The 19,973-nt window shown below is 64.9% G+C and carries 16 protein-coding genes and 1 tRNA gene; 7 read left to right on the top strand and 10 right to left on the bottom strand.

Going from position 1 to position 19,973, the window contains the following annotated elements; translation table 11 throughout:
* Positions 1–102: 102 nt before the first annotated feature.
* Both M0D43_RS21590 and M0D43_RS21595 read right to left on the bottom strand, forming a co-directional pair.
* On the bottom strand, positions 103–756 hold the full coding sequence (locus M0D43_RS21590) for a 4'-phosphopantetheinyl transferase family protein (protein WP_252165151.1): 654 nt from the start codon (positions 754–756) through the stop codon (positions 103–105).
* A gap of 260 nt (positions 757–1,016) precedes the next feature.
* Positions 1,017–1,100: transfer RNA gene (locus tag M0D43_RS21595), tRNA-Leu, on the bottom strand.
* Between the two features lie 140 nt (positions 1,101–1,240).
* Between M0D43_RS21595 and M0D43_RS21600 the strand changes: the two genes are divergently transcribed.
* On the top strand, positions 1,241–2,533 hold the full coding sequence (locus tag M0D43_RS21600) for a nucleotide sugar dehydrogenase (RefSeq protein ID WP_252162993.1): 1,293 nt from the start codon (positions 1,241–1,243) through the stop codon (positions 2,531–2,533).
* On the opposite strand, the gene M0D43_RS21605 is transcribed toward M0D43_RS21600, so the two are convergent.
* Together M0D43_RS21605 and M0D43_RS21610 are read right to left on the bottom strand one after the other, a co-directional pair.
* The gene (locus tag M0D43_RS21605; RefSeq protein ID WP_252162994.1) at positions 2,517–3,779 is read right to left on the bottom strand and encodes a TIGR03862 family flavoprotein; all 1,263 of its coding nucleotides are present in this window, start codon (positions 3,777–3,779) and stop codon (positions 2,517–2,519) included. The genes M0D43_RS21600 and M0D43_RS21605 overlap by 17 nt on opposite strands.
* An 11-nt stretch (positions 3,780–3,790) precedes the next feature.
* Positions 3,791–4,222 (bottom strand): FKBP-type peptidyl-prolyl cis-trans isomerase, encoded by a 432-nt coding sequence (locus M0D43_RS21610; protein WP_252162995.1) that lies wholly within the window; start codon positions 4,220–4,222, stop codon positions 3,791–3,793.
* 58 nt (positions 4,223–4,280) lie between these two features.
* Between M0D43_RS21610 and M0D43_RS21615 the strand changes: the two genes are divergently transcribed.
* From M0D43_RS21615 to M0D43_RS21625, 3 genes are all read left to right on the top strand, one after another.
* Positions 4,281–4,646 (top strand): DUF6164 family protein, encoded by a 366-nt coding sequence (locus M0D43_RS21615; protein ID WP_252162996.1) that lies wholly within the window; start codon positions 4,281–4,283, stop codon positions 4,644–4,646.
* A gap of 99 nt (positions 4,647–4,745) precedes the next feature.
* Positions 4,746–5,507, top strand: a complete 762-nt coding sequence (locus tag M0D43_RS21620; protein WP_252162997.1) for a sulfurtransferase — start codon at positions 4,746–4,748, stop codon at positions 5,505–5,507.
* Positions 5,508–5,730: 223 nt separating this feature from the next.
* Positions 5,731–6,378 (top strand): response regulator, encoded by a 648-nt coding sequence (locus M0D43_RS21625; RefSeq protein ID WP_252162998.1) that lies wholly within the window; start codon positions 5,731–5,733, stop codon positions 6,376–6,378.
* Between the two features lie 577 nt (positions 6,379–6,955).
* Here the strand turns inward: M0D43_RS21625 and M0D43_RS21630 are convergent.
* Complete coding sequence (locus M0D43_RS21630) at positions 6,956–10,651, bottom strand: Rne/Rng family ribonuclease (RefSeq protein ID WP_252162999.1); 3,696 nt, start codon at positions 10,649–10,651, stop codon at positions 6,956–6,958.
* A 400-nt stretch (positions 10,652–11,051) separates the two neighbouring features.
* Here M0D43_RS21630 and M0D43_RS21635 point away from each other — a divergent pair, with 400 nt between their 5' ends.
* Positions 11,052–12,038, top strand: a complete 987-nt coding sequence (locus tag M0D43_RS21635; protein ID WP_260807613.1) for an RluA family pseudouridine synthase — start codon at positions 11,052–11,054, stop codon at positions 12,036–12,038.
* A 32-nt stretch (positions 12,039–12,070) separates the two neighbouring features.
* Here the strand turns inward: M0D43_RS21635 and M0D43_RS21640 are convergent, their stop codons facing one another.
* The 4 genes from M0D43_RS21640 to M0D43_RS21655 form a co-directional block, all read right to left on the bottom strand.
* On the bottom strand, positions 12,071–13,891 hold the full coding sequence (locus M0D43_RS21640) for a DUF3300 domain-containing protein (protein WP_260807615.1): 1,821 nt from the start codon (positions 13,889–13,891) through the stop codon (positions 12,071–12,073).
* 314 nt (positions 13,892–14,205) lie between these two features.
* The gene (gene zupT / locus M0D43_RS21645; protein WP_252165152.1) at positions 14,206–15,024 is read right to left on the bottom strand and encodes a zinc transporter ZupT; all 819 of its coding nucleotides are present in this window, start codon (positions 15,022–15,024) and stop codon (positions 14,206–14,208) included.
* 273 nt (positions 15,025–15,297) lie between these two features.
* Positions 15,298–15,720 carry an energy transducer TonB gene (locus M0D43_RS21650; RefSeq protein ID WP_101365111.1) on the bottom strand — a complete coding sequence of 141 codons (423 nt, stop codon included), beginning with the start codon at positions 15,718–15,720 and terminating at the stop codon, positions 15,298–15,300.
* On the bottom strand, positions 15,717–16,073 hold the full coding sequence (locus tag M0D43_RS21655) for a 4a-hydroxytetrahydrobiopterin dehydratase (protein WP_003489213.1): 357 nt from the start codon (positions 16,071–16,073) through the stop codon (positions 15,717–15,719). Before M0D43_RS21655 ends, M0D43_RS21650 begins: the two co-directional genes overlap by 4 nt.
* Positions 16,074–16,161: 88 nt before the next feature.
* Here M0D43_RS21655 and M0D43_RS21660 point away from each other — a divergent pair, with 88 nt between their 5' ends.
* Positions 16,162–16,761 (top strand): NfuA family Fe-S biogenesis protein, encoded by a 600-nt coding sequence (locus tag M0D43_RS21660; RefSeq protein ID WP_011408965.1) that lies wholly within the window; start codon positions 16,162–16,164, stop codon positions 16,759–16,761.
* Between the two features lie 13 nt (positions 16,762–16,774).
* Positions 16,775–18,586: a transmembrane repetitive protein gene (locus tag M0D43_RS21665; RefSeq protein ID WP_252163000.1), complete on the top strand. Its 1,812-nt coding sequence runs from the start codon at positions 16,775–16,777 to the stop codon at positions 18,584–18,586.
* A gap of 260 nt (positions 18,587–18,846) precedes the next feature.
* On the opposite strand, the gene M0D43_RS21670 is transcribed toward M0D43_RS21665, so the two are convergent.
* Entirely contained in the window at positions 18,847–19,854 is a 1,008-nt protein-coding gene (locus M0D43_RS21670; protein ID WP_252163001.1) for a hypothetical protein, read from the bottom strand.
* Between the last annotated feature and the right edge of the window lie 119 nt (positions 19,855–19,973).

The raw sequence follows: 19,973 nt of genomic DNA on the forward strand, positions 1-19,973 counted from the left end.
CAGCGTTATCGCGTGGACAGGTCGCGCCATGCCGGCGCCCACGGGGGGAAGGCAACCGTGGGGCGCTTTGCCTGCAAGATCGGTGTTCCTGCGTAGACGCAGTCACCAGACGCGGTAGGTGACGACCGTTTGCGGATCGACCCAAGCGAAGCCGACAGGGCACAGATGACCCGCCGGCAGCGACGGGCAGAGCGATTCGCAAAGCCTGAGCTGGAGATAGCCGGCCGCCACGTCCACACCTGTGACCTGCGCCGCCGAGAAGTCGAAGTAGCGTCCGACAGCTGCAAAACTCGCCTTGAACAGGCTTTCCTTCGCCGAAAAAACCAGCGTCAGCAATGCACCCAGCGCCAAGTCGCCGGCATCGTGCAAGGTCTGCAGCAAAGCCAGCTCCGAGGCGTTTACCACCGTGGCCCGCAACGCCGCTTGGGCATCGGGGCTTGCCAGGTGTTCCAGATCGATGCCGATGCCACGCCACCGATCGGCAGGCGCGACGGCGGAAATGGCCAGCCGGTGACTATGGCTGATGCTGCCTGCGGCAGTTTTCGGCCACACCGGCTCGCGTGCGTCGCCGGTTGCGATCTGCACGGTGTCAGGGTGAGTGACCAGGCCTTGCTGATACAACGCGTGGCGAGCGGCGAGTCTGCCGAAGAAGTATTCGGCTTGGCGCTTGCGAACGCTGCGAACGATCGCAGGCGGGCAGGCGATTGCGCACCGCGCGAACGTATCAGGGGAAAACTGATCGCTGGCAAAGTCCATCACCTGAGCAACCAGATGTTCGCCTGCCAGACACGGCAGGGCAGATTGCCAGTGCGCGCGCAGGCCAGGCACAGCGCCGTGGGCGGCGCATTCGGGCGCTCTTCGCTCTAGTAGCACGGCAGCTGCTGACGCTTGCGATGCATGTCGGCCAACGCCTGCAGCGTGGGCAACGCCCTGCGCTTGGTCGATCTGGCTGTCGTCATCACCACTGTCTTTGCGTCGCCACGTTGATCGTGCGTTCTCAGTCGCGGCTTAATTTGTGCCCGGGGCGGGGGTCGAACCCGCATAGCCTCACAGCTGAGGGATTTTAAGTCCCTTGCGTCTACCAATTTCGCCACCCGGGCCTTGCGATAGCGTGCCTGATTGCGCGGCGATTGTGAATCTTTGTGGCGGACAGCCTGCACTGCCTGGCTTGCTTCGGCCTGCGTTATGCTGCCGCCGCATAGCGCGCCGCCACCGGCGGCGTACCACCCCAAGGAACCGCATGTCCGGCAACAGGCTTCTCGCACCGCCACAAGGGCGCATCGCCGTCATCGGCTTAGGCTATGTCGGCCTGCCGTTGGCGGTTGCCTTCGGGGAGCAGCGCGACACCCTGGGCTTCGACATCGATACGCAGCGCGTTGCGCAATTGCGCGATGGCCACGATGCCACGCTGGAATTGGACGATACCGAGTTGGCTGCGGCAACGCAGGTGCGCTACACCGCAGACGCGACCGATCTGGCCACGTGCAGCATTTTCATCGTGACCGTGCCGACGCCGATCGACAGCTTCGAGCAGCCGGATCTGGAGCCATTGCGCAGCGCCACGGCCTTGATCGCCGCTGCACTCAAGCCTGGCGATCTGGTGATCTACGAATCCACGGTCTACCCGGGAACCACCGAAGAAGTCTGCGTGCCCTTGCTCGAAGCAGCGTCCGGACTGAGGTTCAACCACGATTTCTTTTGCGGCTACAGCCCCGAGCGCGTCAATCCCGGTGATCGCCAGCGGCGTCTGCGCGATATCCGCAAGATCACTTCCGGCTCGACGCCCAACGCCGCTGATGCGGTCGACGCGCTGTACGCCAGCATTATTACCGCTGGCACCTGGCGCGTCCCGTCGATGCGCGTGGCCGAAGCGGCAAAGGTGGTCGAGAACATCCAGCGTGACGTCAATATCGCGCTGGTCAACGAACTGGCGTTGATCTTCGACAAGCTGGGAATCGACACGCTCGATGTACTCCAAGCCGCAGGAACCAAATGGAACTTCCTGCCGTTTCGTCCTGGCCTGGTCGGCGGGCATTGCATCGGAGTGGACCCGTATTACCTGATGCACAAATCCGAAAGCGTGGGCTATCACCCGGACCTGATCCACACCGCGCGGCAGGTCAACAATCGCGTCGGCCGACATGTCGCCGAGCGCGTGTGCGGCATGCTGGCCATGCGGGGCGTCGCGCTCGCGCAGGCAAGGGTGCTGGTGCTGGGCGCTACCTTCAAGGAGAACTGCCCGGATCTGCGCAACAGCCGCGCCCTGGAATTGGTGCAGCTGCTGCAGGCCGCGGGTGTGCGCGTGGATACCTGCGACCCGTGGGCAGACCCGGCGGAGGCGCTGCAGCACAGCGGTGTGCAGCTATGCGAGACGCCAGAAGACGGTGCCTACGATGCCGTGGTGCTGGCGGTGGCGCATGCGCAGTATCGCGACTACGACGTCGCGCGCATCGCCGCGCTCGGCAAACCAGGCGCGGTGGTCTACGACGTCAAATCTGTTTGGCCGCGTGCGGCTGTCAGCGATCGCCTGTAGCGCGCCTGTCGTGCTGATCGAGCCACTGTATCGCGCCCCGCGCGGCGCGTAAGCCGCTGGCGAAACAGGCGGTGAGCAGGTAGCCGCCGGTCGGCGCTTCCCAATCGAGCATTTCGCCAGCACAAAACACGCCAGGTTGCGCGAGTGCCATCAGCTGATCGTCCAGCGCTTCCAGCCGTACGCCGCCTGCCGAACTGATCGCTTCGGCCAGCGGGCGCGTCCGCAACAAGCGCAGCGGCAACTGCTTGAGCGTGCGTGCGACCAACGCAACATCGTCGCCCGCCTGCTTGCCGAGATGTTCGTAGAGCAGGGCGGCCTTGACGCCATCGATGCCGACCTGGCGACGCAAATGCTCGCTGAAACTGCGCCCCTTGCGTGGCTGATCCAGTTCTGTACGTACGCGATCGAGCGGCCGGCCGGGAATCAGATCCAGCACGAGCTCGGCCATACCCTGCGCCTCGACCTGCTCACGCAGGTCCGCGGCCATGGCATAGATCAGGCTGCCCTCGATGCCGTCCGCTGTGGCCACGCATTCGCCCTGCAATGTGTGCTGCACGCCATGACGATCTTGCCAGTGGGCAATGACCGGCTTGAGCGGAGCACCTGCATGACGCTGCGCGAAATGCGCGCTCCAGGCGATATCGAAGCCGCAGTTGGCTGGCATCAAGGGTGCAACCGTAATGCCGTGTTGTTGCAGCGCTGCTTGCCACTGCCCATCGGAACCGAGCTGCGGCCAGCTGCCGCCACCCAGCGCCAACACGACGGCATCTGCGTTGCGCTCGACCGCGCCGGTGGGTGCGTCGAAACGTAGTGCGCCGTTCTCGTTCCAGCCCAGCCAACGGTGTTGCACATGAAACATGACGCCCTGTTCCTTGAGCCGACGTACCCAGCCACGCAACAAGGGTGCCGCCTTGCGGTCCATCGGAAAGACCCGGCCGGAGCTGCCGACGTAGGTGTCAACCCCCAGCCCGCGTGCCCAGTCGCGCAGCGCTTCTGCGTCGAAGTCTTGCAACCATGCTGCAACCGGCTGCTGGCGCTCGCGATAGCGTTGTGCAAACAGCGGCATCGGATCGGAATGGGTGAGGTTCAAACCGCCTTTGCCGGCGATCAGGAACTTTCGTCCCACCGAGCCCTTGGCCTCGTACAGATCCACTGCCAAGCCTGCCGCGCACGCCGCTTCCGCCGCCATCAAGCCGGCCGGCCCGCCGCCGATCACGGCCAGCCGCCGCCTGCTTAGATCCGTCATCGTTCTGGCACTCAGCGCGGCTGCACGCCCAGCAATTCCACATCGAATACCAGCGATGCGCCGGGCGGAATCACACCGCCTGCGCCGTTATCGCCGTAACCGTAATCGGGGGGAACCATCAAGGTGCGCTTGCCGCCGACCCGCATGCCGGCAACGCCATCGTCCCAGCCGCGGATGACTTGGTGGCCGCCCAGCACAAACTGAAACGGCTCGGCGCGATCCAGCGAGCTGTCGAACTGCTTGCCATGTTTGTCGGCGGCTTTTTCGTCGTATAGCCAGCCGGTGTAGTGCACGGTGACCATTGCCCCTGGTGTGGCTTCTGCGCCGGTACCCAGCGTGCGGTCGATCCGCTCGAAGCTGGCGATGGTGCCACCGGAGGGCGGCAGGGCGGGCGCGCAGCTTGCGAGCAACAGGGCGGCACAGAGCGTCAACAGAAGGCGCATGGCAGGGTCCATGGAGAAAGGCGCCATTATCGCACCTGGCTCCCGTTATCATCGCGCCATGGCCAAGCTGCTGCTCAATCTGCGTAATGTTCCCGACGACGAAGCCGACGAGGTGCGTGCGCTGATGTGCGAGCAGGGCGTGCAGATCTATGAAACGCGCCCAAGCAATTGGGGGATTTCTGCAGGCGGCATCTGGCTCAGTGACGATGCCGACTATCCGCGCGCCAAGGCCGCGATGGATGCCTACCAGGCGCAACGCGGCGCAGTTGCGCGCGCCCAGCGTCAGGAGGAGCTTGCAGCCGGCACTGCGGAGACGTTTGGCGCCTTGCTGCGCAGGCGGCCGCTATTGGTGCTCGTCACGCTGATCGGCATGCTGGTGGTCGCCTCGCTGGTGTTGCTGCCGTTTCTGCTCTTGCGCGGCTGAGCGCATGGCTTGAATTCGGATGTGAGGGTGCTGTTGCACCGGGTCGCACGTCCATTCACAGCGCTCGCTAGCGGCTGCCTGCGGCTTTAAAATGTCGCCATGATGACCAATACCGCCGCCTACCAGTTCGTCACCATCCAGGATCCGCAGACACTTGCTGCACACGTGCTTGCGCAGGCCGAACAGCGGGCGCTGAAAGGGTCGGTGCTGATTGCCGAGGAGGGCATCAACCTGTTCCTGGCAGGCGATGCCGAGCAGATTGGCGCGTTCTACGTCTGGCTGCAGGCCGATGCGCGTTTTGCGCAGATGCGGATCAAGTACAGCGAGAGTGCGCATCAGCCGTTCGCAAGGCTCAAGGTCAAGGTCAAGCCGGAAATCATCAGCTTCCGACGCGACGATGCATCGCCGCTGCAAGGGCGTGCGCCTTCGGTGACGCCTGCCGTGCTGCGCGAGTGGTTGCGTAACGGGCAGGACGATCGCGGCCGCCCGTTGGTGCTGTTGGACACGCGTAACGCGCAGGAAGTGGCGTACGGCACGTTCCAGGGGGCGTTGACCCTGCCCATCGACAAATTCACCGAGTTGCCTGGCGCCCTTGAACCGCATCGTGCCGCACTGGCCGACGCCACGGTGGTCAGCTTCTGCACCGGCGGCATTCGCTGCGAAAAGGCCGCGCTATGGATGCAGGCCGATGGCATGGACAACGTGTTGCAGCTGGAGGGCGGAATTCTGGGCTATTTCGAAGAGGTCGGTGGCGAAGGCTACGACGGCCGCTGCTTCGTCTTCGATGAACGCGTCGCGCTGGATCCCGAATTAAAGCCCTTGGTAGACGCCGAACGTCCCGTCGAGACAGGGAAAATCTGACCGGGCGCGACTGGCTTGTCCGATGCATCGGACGTGCGAGCGCCTGCATCATCAGTGCACGGCGCAGCATTGCGGACTGCGACATCGCGCCACACGCACGTCACGCATGCTCTCGTGACGTGTTCTGACGCTCTAACTTCAACGTAATACGTCGCATCGAGCTTGCCCTGAATTATTCACGGAGATAGGCTGCACCAGCCAGCCGCTAGCGAGGACAACAAGGATGACCATCAGAGTTTTTCTGATCGACGATCATGCACTCGTGCGTACAGGCATGAAGATGATTCTGTCCAAGGAAGTGGATGTCGATGTAGTGGGTGAGGCAGAAAGCGGCGAAGCCGCGTTGCCACAGATTCGTCAACTCAAGCCGAACATCGTGCTGTGCGATCTGCATTTGCCTGGCGTCAGCGGTCTGGAAATCACCGAGCGCATTGTCAAGGGCGATTACGGTACCCGCGTCATCATTGTTTCCGTGCTCGAAGACGGACCGCTGCCAAAGCGTCTGCTCGAAGCAGGTGCGTCTGGCTATGTGGGCAAGGGCGGCGACGCGCACGAGCTGCTGCGCGCGGTACGTGAAGTCGCGCTGGGACGGCGTTATCTCGGCAACACGATCGCGCAGAACCTGGCGCTATCCAATCTGGAAGGTGGCGGCTCACCGTTCGATGCATTGTCCCCGCGTGAGCTGGAAGTGGCCTTGTTGCTGACCCAAGGCCTGCGCCAGGAAGACATCGCCAAGCGCTTGAACCTCAGCGCCAAGACCATCAATACGCACAAGGCACGCTTGTTCGAAAAGGTCGGCATCCAGGACAACATCGCGCTGGCGCGGCTGGCCAACCAGTACGGTCTGACCGATCCCTCCAGGGTGCTGTGAGCTGTTGCCTTGAATGTGGCCAAGCGCCTGCGTCGCGCGGCGAGGTCAGGTTGAACGCCATCTCCTGGCGCGGCTCATCGCGTACTGACGAATGGCGCGCATCGGTCCTTCAGCGGCGTCAGTTGGATTGAACCAACGCACGTAGCTGCGTCAGGACCAGTCTTTCATGTGCGCATGCTGGGCTGAATGAAGGCGGTGTGCGGCTGCGGCTTTGGCCGTTAGCATGGCGACGCACTGCCTGCAAACAGCTCTCCCGCAGCAATGGTCGGATGCAGCCGCAGGTTCTGCCGTCGCTGAATTCCCGGCTCGGCAGAGATTTCTTGCAGCCACTCCAGACGAGCGGTCCACGCCAGCAGCCTGTCTATCAGCTTGCAGCAGCTGATGCGCTGGGTCGGCGCAATGTCACTGGCATCCGGTCGAACGTAGTGCGTGGAAACCTTGCTTGGATCTCGATAAACGCGTCTGCCGTGCAGTCGTTTGCAGGCGGTACATAAAAACACAGCGGCCCGAAGCCCGCTGTGTTTGATGCTGACATGGCGTGTGACTTCACACGCCAGCCTGGTCGATCACCTACGCATCAGTGATCGCCACGCGGTTTGTTGCTGTCATCATCCTGCGCCTTGTCGGTCTCGATCGATGGGGCAACAGGCTTTACTTCGGACACAACCACCGTCGGCTTGGGCTTGTCTGCCTCCAACTCCTGCGCTGTGGCAGGTGGCGCCGGAGGCTCGCTGGCCGAGGTCGCTGACGTCGCAGCATCGGTCGGGCTCAACGCATCGAGCATGGTTGTCTGCACCGGGGCATACGGCTTGTGCACGGGCGTAGCGTCGGCACTCGGGCTGGTCTGCACGACGGCCGATGTAGCAGTCGCTGCGGCTTCGGCCGATGGCGCCTTTGGAGCAGACGGTTCGGCGTGCGGCGAGGCCACCGTGACTACTGCGGCCTGCGAAGCCGGCGTCGCTGCTACAGCTGCCGATAGATTGGCAGCAGGCGTTGCAGCTGCCTTCTGCACCGTTGCCGCTTGCACCGCAGGCGTTGCAACGTCCGCCGAAGCAGCGCGCTGCTGCTGGTCGGCCATCGGTACCGCAGCCTTGTCGGCGTCAGCACCAGCGGTTGCCGATACGGAAGGCAACCGCTGGTGCTGGGCGCTTGCCGGAGCCTCGTTTGTCACAGGCGTTGCGGCAGTTGGTACCGGAGCCGACGCAGCGGCGACCGGTGCGGTCGATGCCGTCTCGGCGACGGGAGCCACAGGCGGTGCCGGCGTGGATGCCACGGGTGCCGACGCAGCAACGGGTACCGGAGTAGCGGGGGCTTGCTGCGCGACCGGAGCCGAACGCTGTTCCACTGCTTGCACTGCCGCAACATCAGCGTTGACGGCCGTCGACGCGATGGCAGCGGGCGCGGGCTTGGCAGGTGCATCTGCGGCCACGGTCGGCGTCGCAGGGCGCTCGTGGTCTGCCTCAGCCGTGGCACCGGGTGTTGCTGCTGGCGGCTGCGCTGCCGGCACGGTGTTGGAAACCGGCGCAGTGGTTGAGGACGTGTCGCTGCCGACGTGCGGCTCCGCACGCTCCTTGGGAACCGGGCGCGGCTTGGCGGCTGCCTGTGCAATGGGTTCGGACTTGGCGCGCACCGCAGGTGTCGGTGCGTCGTCATCGAAGTCGAATTCAGGCTGGCCGGCGCGCGGTGCGGCAGAGGCCTGCGCATGAGTACCAGCGTCGTCACCTTCGCTGTCGCCATCGAGATCGTTGTCGGCATCGCCGTCCAGATCGTCGCCTTCCAGACCATCGGCGCTGGCGCCGCCTTCGCCGTTGGCACCAGCGCCACGACGACGGCGACGGCCACCACGACGACCGCGGCGGCGACGGCTTCCGCCTTCGCCATTGGCTGCATCGTCGCCCGCGGCATCCGGGGTCGGCGCAGCCGCACTTGCGTCGGCACCGCGATCAGCGGTGGACTCGCTCACCGTGACGTCAACCGGATGCGCCTGCGCTGCTTCGTTCGCGTTGATCTGCGCAGTGGTAGGTGCAGCCGCATCGGCAATGGCAGCCACCACGCTCGACGTCGCCGCTGTTGCGGCAGTCGAGGTGACCGTCTGTGCTGCTGCAGTGCCTGCATCCTGCCGTGCCGGACGCGGCTGACGTTCGGCTGGCGCGCCGTCCTGCTGTGCAGGTGCACGCGGTGGACGCGGCGTCTGGTTCTGCGGCTTGGACTTCTGCTGCTGAGACTGCTGCGGCGGCTGTTGCTTCGGTACCTGTGCTTCATTGCGCGGCGGCTTGGGCACCTGCACCTGTTGCTGCGCCTGTGCACCGTTCTGCGCGCCCTGGCCGCTGGCCGGCTGGCGGCGCTCGTCACGGCGTTCCTTGTTGGCGCCATTGCCACTGCCGCCATTGCCGCGCTGCTGGTTGCCACCATTGCCGCCGTTACGGGCATCGCGGCCATCGCGACGTTGACCGCCACGCTCGCCGCGTTCGTTCCGGTTATTGCGGCCGGCATCGTTCTGACGCGGGCGCGGAGTCGACTCGGGAGCAGGAGCGACCGGCTCGACGCCGCCGAAGATGCGCTTCAACCAGCCAACCACGCCGGTGACCGGTGCCGGAATCGGCACGGTCACCACCGGTGCCGGAGCGGCGACAGGCGCCACCGGGGCAGGAGCCTCTTCACGCACCGGCGCCGGCTGGCTCGGCTTGATCGAAGTCACTGCTGGAGGCGCCGGGATGTTCAATTGCGCCTTGGTCAGCGCATGCACCGGCAGCTTGCGCGGGGTGCCGCGCTGGTAGCTCGGCTTGCCGCTGTCTTCGCCCAGCTCGTTCTCGCGCAGGCGCGTGACTTCGTAGTGCGGGGTGTGCAGCTGCTCGTCGGCGACGATGATGATCGGCGACTCGTGGCGCTGCTCGATCTCACGCAGCGCGCTGCGCTTTTCGTTGAGCAGGTAGTTGGCGATTTCCACCGGGGCCTGGACCAGCACCTGTCCGGTGTTTTCCTTCATGGCGTGCTCTTCGGCCACGCGGATGATCGACAGCGACAGCGACTCGACGCTGCGCATGCGGCCATGGCCATCGCAACGCGGGCAGACAATCTGGCTAGATTCGCCCAGGCTCGGACGCAGACGCTGACGGCTCATTTCCATCAGGCCGAAACGCGAGATGCGGCCCAGCTGCACGCGGGCACGGTCGTACTTGAGCGCGTTCTGCAGCTTGTTTTCGACTTCGCGCTGGTGCTTGGACGAGGCCATGTCGATGAAGTCGATGACCACCAGGCCGCCGAGGTCGCGCAGGCGCAGCTGGCGAGCCACTTCTTCGGCCGCTTCCAGATTGGTCTGGAACGCGGTTTCTTCGATGTCGCTGCCCTTGGTGGCGCGGGAGGAGTTCACATCGACAGCGGTCAGCGCTTCGGTCTGGTCGACCACGATCGAGCCGCCCGAGGGCAGGCGCACGTTGCGTTCATAGGCGCCTTCGATCTGCGATTCGATCTGGAAGCGGTTGAACAGCGGAATGTCGTCGGTGTAGTGCTTGAGTTTGCGCAGGCTCTGCGGCATCACCTGCTGCATGAATTCCTGGGCGTCGGCATACAGCTCCGGCGTATCGACCAGGATCTCGCCGACGTCGGCGCGCAGGTAGTCGCGCAGTGCGCGGATGATCAGGCGCGATTCCTGGTAGATCAGGAACGCGGCCGGCTTGCTCAGCGCAGCCTCGGCAATCGCCTTCCAGGTCTGCAGCAGATAGTCCAGATCCCACTGCAGCTCTTCGGCATCACGGCCCACACCGGCGGTGCGGATGATCACGCCCATGTCGTCGGGGATATCGAGCTTGTCCAGCGCTTCCTTCAGCGCGGCGCGGTCTTCGCCTTCGATCCGGCGCGAAACGCCACCGGCGCTCGGCGAATTGGGCATCAGCACCATGTAGCGGCCAGCCAGCGAGATGAACGTGGTCAGGGCAGCGCCCTTGTTGCCGCGTTCTTCCTTGTCGACCTGCACCACAATTTCCTGGCCTTCGCGCAGCAACTCGCGAATGGTCGACTTGTTGTGGTCGACCCCAGCCTGGAAATAATCGCGGGAAATTTCCTTCAGCGGCAGGAAGCCATGACGCTCGGCGCCATAGTCCACGAACGCCGCTTCCAGTGAGGGCTCGAGCCGGGTGATACGGCCCTTGTAGATGTTGGACTTCTTCTGTTCCTTGGACGGCTGTTCGATATCGATGTCGTACAGGGTCTGGCCGTCCACAATCGCCACGCGCAGCTCTTCGGCCTGCGTTGCGTTGATCAGCATTCGCTTCATTGTTGCGTTCCTCACGCGCTCTACCGCGCGGAACGCCGTGACGTTTCGCCTCTGGAACAGCTTGTCGGCCCTTCGCGCAACGCGCGGACAGGCCTGACCAGGGTTTCCAGCGCTGCAACACCACGGCAGGCCGCGGGAGCGCTTGTTTAAGTTTTATAGGTGTTTCAGGGCCGGCAGCCGCGTCCGGACGAACCGGGGCAGCGCACGGGACATGTTCAGCGCGACGGTCAAAAACCGCCGGCGATGGCCGGGCAGGCCGGTGAGCCGCTAACATGGCCGCCCCGGGGGCGGTGGTCGCGCACTGTGCCGGAATCATCGGAAGGCAGGCTTCTGGCCAATCAACTTCCAACGAAATCAAACCCTTATCTCGCTCGCCGAGTGTAACAGAATAAAGAGCCGGATGACCGACCCCCAGCCCCCCAAGCCGCCCACCGACCGTGTGGGCGTGCGCATTCTCAAAGTTCCGGAAGACCGTGCTGGGCAGCGGCTGGACAATTTCCTGCTCGGCCAGCTCAAGGGCGCGCCACGCAGCCTGATCTACAAGCTGGTGCGCAGCGGCCAGGTGCGGGTGAACGGCGGGCGGGCCAAGGCCGAGCGCAAGCTCGAGGGTGGCGAGGAAGTGCGGATTCCGCCGGTACGCGTCAACGAGGAGGGCGATAAAGCCGCTCCGCCGTCGTCGTTCCTGGCGCGGCTGGAAGCGGCGATCGTGTTCGAGGATGCACGGCTGCTGGCGCTCAACAAGCCGTCCGGGGTCGCCAGCCATGGCGGCAGCGGGATCAGCTTCGGCGCCATCGAAACGCTGCGGGCGCTGCGGCCGACTCAGAGCCTGGAACTGGTGCATCGGCTCGATCGCGATACCTCCGGCCTGCTGATCGTGGCCAAGAAGCGCTCGGCGCTGACCGAGCTGCAGGCCTTGATGCGCGAGGACGACCGTGTCGAAGGCCGCGGCATCACCAAGCGCTACCTGACCTTGCTGGTTGGCCGTATGCCGGACGGGGTGATGACGGTCGATGCGCCGCTGCACATCGGGCTGCGCCAGGGGGGGGAGCGGCATGTGCAGGTAAATGCGATCGGCAAGCCATCGCTGAGCCATTTCAAGTTGCTGGAACGGCGCGGTGGGCATTCGTATTGCGAAGTGCGCATCGAAACCGGTCGCACCCACCAGATCCGCGTGCACGCCCAGCACCTGGGGCACCCGGTGGCCGGGGACGATAAATACGGCGGGGCAGACGTGAACAAGCGCCTACGTGACCAGCTTGGTCTGAAGCGGCTGTTCTTGCATGCCGCGTCGCTGGAGTTCGCCCTGGATGCCGGCAAGACGCCGTACGTGTTGAGTGCGCCGCTGGCGCCTGAACTGGCCGAAGCGCTGGATCAGCTCGGCCGCTGACGCAGCCATCGTGGCTGCGTCAGTGTGCTCTCTTAGCTGTTGTGGCGGTGGTCGTGATGTTGCGGCTGCGCTGACGGATGCGGGCGCTGCTGGTGCGTATCGGCCGGATGGGCTGGCGCGGCACGCGGCGGTGTGAAGGAGGTCATCCGCTGCATGTGTTGCTGTGGCTCGGCCTTCACGATCTGGCGCGGTACATAGCGCGGCTGCGACGGTTGCGCATGTTCGACACGCGGCAAGGCCGCTGACGCAATTTGCGCGCGGGGCGGCAGCTGTCGCTGCTCTTGCACGGGCGGCTTCCACTGCGCAGGTTGGGCTTGCGCCCGGAACTGCCTGTCACGGGTGTCGCGGTCGGCAACTGCATCGCGCGGCGGCATGCCCGCATGTGCGCGGTTGGCTGCAGCTGCTTGCTCCTGCGCTGCCCGCGAATCTGCGTGCAGCTGCGCCATGCGCTGCTGTGCGGCCTGCATGTCATTTGCCCGTTTCGGCGGTACAGCCGAAGCAAATGCCGGCGCTTGTCCACGCGGCGAACGCATCCCTGCGGTCAATGGCTGCATCGCGTTGGCCGCGGTTGTCCGGGGCGCAGCATGCGGCGAAAGCGACGAAGCGTTCAGCGCGACTGGACGACCCGGCTGCAGCATCTGCGCATTGAAGTGCGGCGCGGTCAGATGCGCATAGTCGGGCGGACGATGAAGCTGGGCAGGCGAGGGCGCTGGCGCAGCAGCTCCGCCCGCCCCCCTGAGCCCTTGTGCGCTGGCCAGGGCTGCCGGTAGAGCGGCCGCCTGCGCTGCGTGGAAGCTTGCCGGGGCAAGGCCTGCAACGGGTGCTGGCGCGGATGTCGAATTGGACCAATGACGCTGATCCTGATTCACATACGTGCGTGAATCGATATAGGTATTGCGGTTGTTGATGATGGTGGTACGCGGCGCATAGACATGGTTCTGGTAGACCACGTAATGCGGTGCGGCCGGCGGCGCATTCCAGTTCACACCCCAGCTATTCCAGCCCCAGCTGTGCCAGACAGGTGCAGGCTCGGCCCAGCCAAACCAGCCGTGATGATGTTCAAGTGCGCCGCCCACCAGCACGCCGATACCGAAGGACACCAGGCCGGTGGTGACGACGTCGCCTTCGTCGTACCAGCGGACCGGGCGGTAGCGATACTCGCGATAGACATCGACCGGCGTGCCGTAGACCACGCCGGGGTCGTAGCGCGGGACGTACACCACGTCCCGCTGCGCCGGTTCGATGGTGATCACCTGCGAGGGCGGCGGGATGCGTCCCTCATCCAGAATGGGCGTCACCACGACATGCCGTGCGACCTGTACCTGCTGTTGCGGCGTACTGCGCAGGTGGCCGCTGGCCTGGGCGCGTTGCCGCATGATCTGCACCGCATTGAGCACATCGTTGGGGTCGTGGGCATAGGCATCGCCGAGCGCACGCGTCCAATCGAGGTTGCCGGCCAATTGGGCCACCACATCGGGAAACGCGCTTAGGGCCTTGATGCTCGGGTCCCAGGATTGCGACACCGTGGCCTGCGCGCGCTCGGCGGCGCTCAAGCCGCTGTTGCTGCGCAGCCACTCCTGCGCGGTGACCACTTGATCGGGATACACCGAGGCGGCCAGTGTCTGCGCCAACAACTTGTCCGGAAACAGGGCAATCGGCGCAACCAGTTGGTACAGCTGATCCGCCGTGGGCGGGGTGTAAGCCGGCGTTGCGACCGCACTGGGAGGAGGCGGAGGCTCGGCGGCGGCCGGTACCGGCGCGTCAGCGCGTTGGCACCCACCCAGTGCGATCATGCCGGTGGATGCGATCGACAGCGCCAAGGCAAGGCGCCCTTGAGACCATGTGCGTTGCATACGGCACCTCGCTGTGTGCGCGTTGATGACGCCCGTACCATGCGCCGGTTTGAATGTCTGGAACCTTTCTAAACCTGCTGTCCAGTCGACCAGGCGCAACGGTGTTCAGCAAGCGTGCGGGAAGCCGCATGCCAAGAACGTGCCCGACTAGGACGAGTGGATGCTTGCGGGCAGTGATGCGCATCGGCTCGCCATTCGCAAGACAGCAACAGCAACGCCTGAGCGGCGGTGTCAGCCGTTGCTGTGGTGGGCGTGGCTGTCAAGGCCTCACGATTGGAGATGCCAGCGCAAGGCGCGCTTCAACAAGGCGGGCTTCAAGGCGTTGCGAAGCGGAACAACACCAGACTGATCGCCAGCGTCCCCATGCCCGACACCAAGCCATACACGGTTTCGTGCCCCTGTGCGTAGCGCTTGGCGGCCGGCAGCAACTCGTCCAGTGCCAGAAACACCATGACCCCGGAAATCAGCCCGAACACGGTGCCGAAGACCGCATCCGATAGCACACTGGATAACGCCATATAGCCGAGGCCTGCACCGATCGGTTCGGCCAATCCGCTGAGCAGGCTGGCGCCGACCGCGTAGAACTTGTTGCGGGTCGCGAAATACACCGGCACCGCGATCGCGATGCCTTCGGGAATATTGTGGATGGCGATCGCAAATGCCAGCGGCATGCCCACCGCCGGACTCTCCAGCGTGGCGAAGAAGGTCGCCAACCCCTCGGGAAAGTTGTGCGCGGTGATCGCGATGGCGGTCATCAGACCAACCCGGCGGATATAGGCTCGGTTGTCGTCGCGAAACTGCGGATCGTCGCTGGACAAACTCTGGTGCGGATTGGGCACCAGTCGGTCGATCAGCATGATCACCAGCACGCCGCCGAGGAAGGTCAGCGTGCCGAAGGTGAAACCGAGTTTGTCGTTGTACGCATGGGAAAACGCGGCGATCGACTTGTTGAGGATCTCCGTCAGCGACACGTACACCATCGCGCCACCAGCGAAGGCCAACCCGAATGCCAGCAGCCGCGGATTGGGCTTTTTGGCGAACACCACCATGAGGCTGCCGAGTCCGGTCGCCAGTCCGGCAGCCAACGTGACCGCGAGCGCGATCCAGACATTGTGTGATGACACTTCAAGCATGTGACGCAACGACCTCGTGGAATAGAGAACTCTCCGGCGGGGAGCGTGGCGATTGCAGCTGCGCACGATGCGCACGACCCTCCGCGAACGCAGGATGGCCGTGCCTGGATGACGAACGCGTGGTGTTGAACACGAAAAATCAGCGCATCTGCGCCAGCTTTATGTCGGCGCAAACGTCAAGCAAAGACGGACAAGGCGCTGTTGCGCGTGCGCTGGTGTCTGTGCGCTTGCAGCCTGCAGACAGACAGAAGATGTCACCGACCTACGCCATCTTCAGCCGCCGCGGCGTGCACGTTCTTCGATGGCGAAACATTCGTTCGGACGCGGCACCGGCGGCTTGAACGAGACCGGCACCTGGATGGTCTGCGGCACGGCCTGGCCGTTGCGGGTGGCAGCCTTGAACTGCCACTCGCGCACGCGCTTCTGAGCGGCTTCGTCGAGCACGGGTTGGCCGCTGCTCTGCGCCACCGAGACATCGGTGGGCGTGCCTTGGGTGCCGACCACAACCCGCAGTACGGTCGTGCCGCCGACACCGGCGCAAGCCAACTGCGGTGAGTATTCCGGCGGGGGCGTCTTCAATGCAGCCAGCTCGGTGGGCGCGACGGTGGGCGCGGCTGCCTGTTGTTGCGATTTGCCGCAGCCGCTCAGGCCGGTGACGACGATGAGGCCGGCAAGCGCGGCGCGGTACATGTTCATGCGGTGATTCCCTGATCGTAGAGTTGTGCGGTCTTGGCCGCGCAGATGAAGTCGTTCTCGCTCAGCCCGCCCACGTCATGGGTGGAATAGCGCACCACGACGCGGTCGTAATGCACGCCCAGGTCGGGGTGGTGGTCTTCGCGGTGGGCGATCCAGGCCAGCGCATTCACAAAGGCCAGGGTGCGGTAATAGTCGGCGAAACGGAACGTGCGCGTGAGCGCCATCCCGGCCTCGGCCAGCTCCCAGCCGGGTACCTGCGGCAGCAATTCAGCCAGGCGCGCTTCGCCCAGCTTGTGGTCGCTGCCTTTGCGCGGGAGGCAATGCGCCTGCTCCAGGGGAATCAGATCGGTCATGACGGTCTCGCAGGGGTGGCGGACGGCGCACCCACCAGGATCACGGTGTTCCATGAGCGAGGGCGCTTTGAGCGGTAGAATAACCCGCATGATCCAGATATCCGACAAAGCCCAGACCTATTTCCGCAAGCTCATCGAACGTGAGGGCGTGCCCGGCATGGGCGTGCGCCTGAGCGCGGTGGATGCGGGCACCCCACGCGCCGATGCCCGCCTCGAGTTCGCCGAACCGGCAGACCTGAGCGGTGACGAATGGGCGATCGACTGCGACGGCTTCACCTTATATGTCGTCGCTGCCAGCGTGCCATGGATGGACGGCGCCGAGATCGACTACGTCACCCAGTCCACCGGCAACCAGCAGCTCACCATCAAGGCGCCCAAGATCAAGGGCGAAGCGCCGGCAGAGTCGGCCTCGATGGTCGAGCGCGTGCGCTGGGTGGTGGAAAACGAAATCAACCCGCAGCTGGCATCGCACGGCGGGCGCGTGGCGGTGCAGGAAGTCTCGGCCGACGGCGTGGTGCTGCTGCGCTTCGGCGGCGGTTGCCACGGCTGCGGCATGGCCGACGTGACCTTGAAGCAAGGCATTGAAAAGACCTTGATGGGGCGCGTGCCCGGCGTGATTGCGGTGCGCGACGCGACCGACCACGCCACCGGCGACGCCCCCTACATTCCGCGCGACAGCGCGGCCTGATTCCGCACCACCGGTGACAACGGCTGCCGATCTGCTGCAGGCACTGCGCGCGCGCATGCCCGGCAAGCTCGTGCTGGATCGACGTACCGGCCTGCCGTATGGCTGGGGCATCTGGATGGGCAACCGCAAGCACGCGGCTGCGCCATTCAACGACGCCCAGGTGATGGATGTGCTGCTGGCGCGCACGCCGCCGCGGCAGCGCAGCCTGGCCGGGGCCGGAATCCTGTCGCCGTTCCAGGCATTTCGCAGCCTGTGGTGGCAGCACTGGGACCCGCGTCCAAAGGATCAGCGTCGGCAGCATTGGTTGGCGGTGTTTGGTAGTTTCCTGATACACCTGGGTTTTATTGCACTGCTCATCTGGGTGGTCACCGTGCGTTGGGCGCCGGATGACAGCAAGCCTGGCGATGCGTCGCGGGTACGCATGACCTTCATCGGCGCTGGTGCGGCGGAGCAGGGGGGCGGGGAAGGGCAACCTGCGGCCGCAGCATCGTCGCAGGCTGTTGCAGCTGCGGCGTCTTCCTCCGCGCAAGCGGGTGCATCGGCGGCGGCGGGCGAACCAGTGCAGTCGCCCACGCCGGCGCAACCAGCTGCCGATCCGGTCGAAACCCCCAACCCGGCGCAGGCGCAGGAAAGCGCGCCGGAACCGGTGGAAGCTGCCAGCGAACCCGTCACTGCGGATGTTCCGCAAGTGACGGTGCAGGTGCCGCCGGTGACAGTCGAATCGCCGCTGCAGGTGACCGAGACGCCAGTCGCTACCAACGACTTTGTCGTACCGCCGCCGCCAACGATCACGTTGACGCCACGTGCGATCGAACGGGCTGCGCCGCAGGTCGAGGTGCGTCAACGCGACATCCAGACGGTGACCGAGCGTGCGCAGGTGCGTGAATTGCAACGCCCGGCCACAGCGGTGGCGGTGCGCTCTGCCGCTGCGCCAACAGTGCGCGAGCGCGACATCGTCATTCCCGAGCGACCGCAAATCACCGCCCCTGCTGTGCGCCCACGCGAGATCTCACCAACGGTGCGCATGCCCGACGTCGCAGTGCGTCGCGCAGAGCTGCCGAGCGTGCCGGATCCGGCGCCTGCGCCTGTCGCGGTAGCACCGGCGGTGCCTGCAGAGTCTGCAACTTCCAACCCGACGCCGACGGCCGCTGCCGAGCAATCCGTCCACCCCGCCGCACGAGCTGCACCGGCGCAGGCCAGTTCTGCTCAGGCCGAACGTTCCAGCAACGCGGCAGCCGCGGCATCGTCGGCGGCCAAGCCAGCAGCCAGCAATCATGCCGGCCCGAAGCCTGCCGATCGCAGCGGCGGCTGGGACGTGGCCGCCAATGACGACTGGAGCAAATCCGACCGCAATCGGCAAGGGGACACGACAGGTGCCAGCGGACAGCGCAACGGCATGTTCAATGCCGATGGCAGCGTCCACGTCGCTACCGGCACCGGTGATGCCGGCAAGAGCGCGGGGGACCGCGGTCCCCCGGGTAGCGAGACCGACACCTGGACCCGCGACCAGATCGCCCAGGGCGGCACCTGGCTCAAACGTCCGCCCTACGACTACACACCGACGTCGCTGGACAAGTATTGGATGCCGAACCAGACGCTGCTGCAGGAATGGGTGCGTCGCGGCCTGAAGAAGATCGAGATTCCGATTCCGGGAACGACGACCAAGATCAGCTGCGTCGTGTCGCTGCTGCAATTCGGCGGCGGCTGCGGCCTGAGCGACCCCAATCTCAACGATCAACCGGCAAGCGCGCGCCCACCGCCGGACGTGCCGTTCAAGCGGGAGTTGCAGGAAGACAAGGGTGCGCTGCGCGGTCGCGGCGAGTGAGCGTGCTGCGTGGTGATGTGCGCCGACGTCGGCCCGATGGAGCGGGGCACAGCATGGGGCGTTAAGACGTGAGCAGATGCATCGCCAATCCACGACGTGTGGCCAAGCCGCATTCGGCTACGAATTGACGCGCAACGTCGTAAGCAGATGCTGGTGGTCTGCTCACCCTTAGCGCCATGCAGCGTCGCAAGGGCGGCGGAGCCGGCATGACAACAACCGCACTGCCGCATCGGATGCGTTACAGCAGATGCGTCACAGCGTTAAGGCTGCTCCACCTGCTGGAGGACGGCGTTTGCCTTGGCCATGCGCGCCTGAACCGATGTCGAGCTGAGTGGGTCGAACCGCGCAACGACATTGCCAGAGCTGTCGCGTATCCAGATCGTCAATCCGACATCCAAACGCTGCGAGAGCTCACGCCAGGCGATGAGCTCCGCAAAATCTTCGCCTGCCGACGCGGTGGAGTACAACGACACGAATGGGGATTCGGCCAGAGCCCGGTAAAGCGCCGGTGCCTGTGACAAGGGCTGAGCTGGTGCGCGCCGGTAGACAGAGTGAGCCACCGGGTCACGATCAAGCGAAGCGGCCAAGCTGCGGTAATCAGTCCATATCTCGCGGAAAGGACCGCCGTCGGCAGTGATCTTCAGTGTGTTGTCGACAACGTGGGTCGCTTCGTGCAGCAGCAGATACTCCAGCGCCGGAAGCGCACCTGCATCCAGCTGGAGGCGATATCCCGACGCATCTGCCGTGAACAGCCGCACATCCTTGCCGGTTAGAAAGTCGCTGAGCGAGGTGTCCAGGACATCTCCACGCACGGTGATATCGAACAGCGGTTTGCCATCGGCGCCGTCGTACCCGCGCGTCAACGCCGTGCCTGGGCTCCAAGGCGCATCGACGAAGCTCAGGCGCGCCAGACGCCGCTGCAGTATCTGCCGATGCAAGGCAGGCAGCGCGTCGAGGGCGCGTTCAACCAGCGCACACTCGCGGTCGCTTAGTTGATGCACCTGTGCGCGTTGACCGGTGGCGGAAAAGGCACGCAGTCTCTCTTCGTGCGCAGGCTGGACGCGCGCGCGCAAGGACGTGCTGGAAAGATCAATTTCCGACGTCGGTTGCGTCGCGGCAACCGGCGCGGGTGCGCCCGCCCAACCGACATTCACACACATCGATAACGCCGCCAGCAAGCAAGCTGCCAGGGGCGAGGCGCAGATCCCGGCAAATGGGTCATGAGGGGCACCGGACGGAAATGATGTCGAATACGTGCGTGGCGACATGTGATGTGCTGCCGTTGAACCGTAAACGAGGCGGCATCAGGTCTGATCGTATGGCACCTATGTGCGCGACCACCTCGATGCCATCGCTCGCAAGGGTGCGCAGCGCATCGTCGAGCTGG

The organism is Xanthomonas prunicola (assembly GCF_025266575.1).
Lineage (GTDB): Bacteria > Pseudomonadota > Gammaproteobacteria > Xanthomonadales > Xanthomonadaceae > Xanthomonas > Xanthomonas prunicola.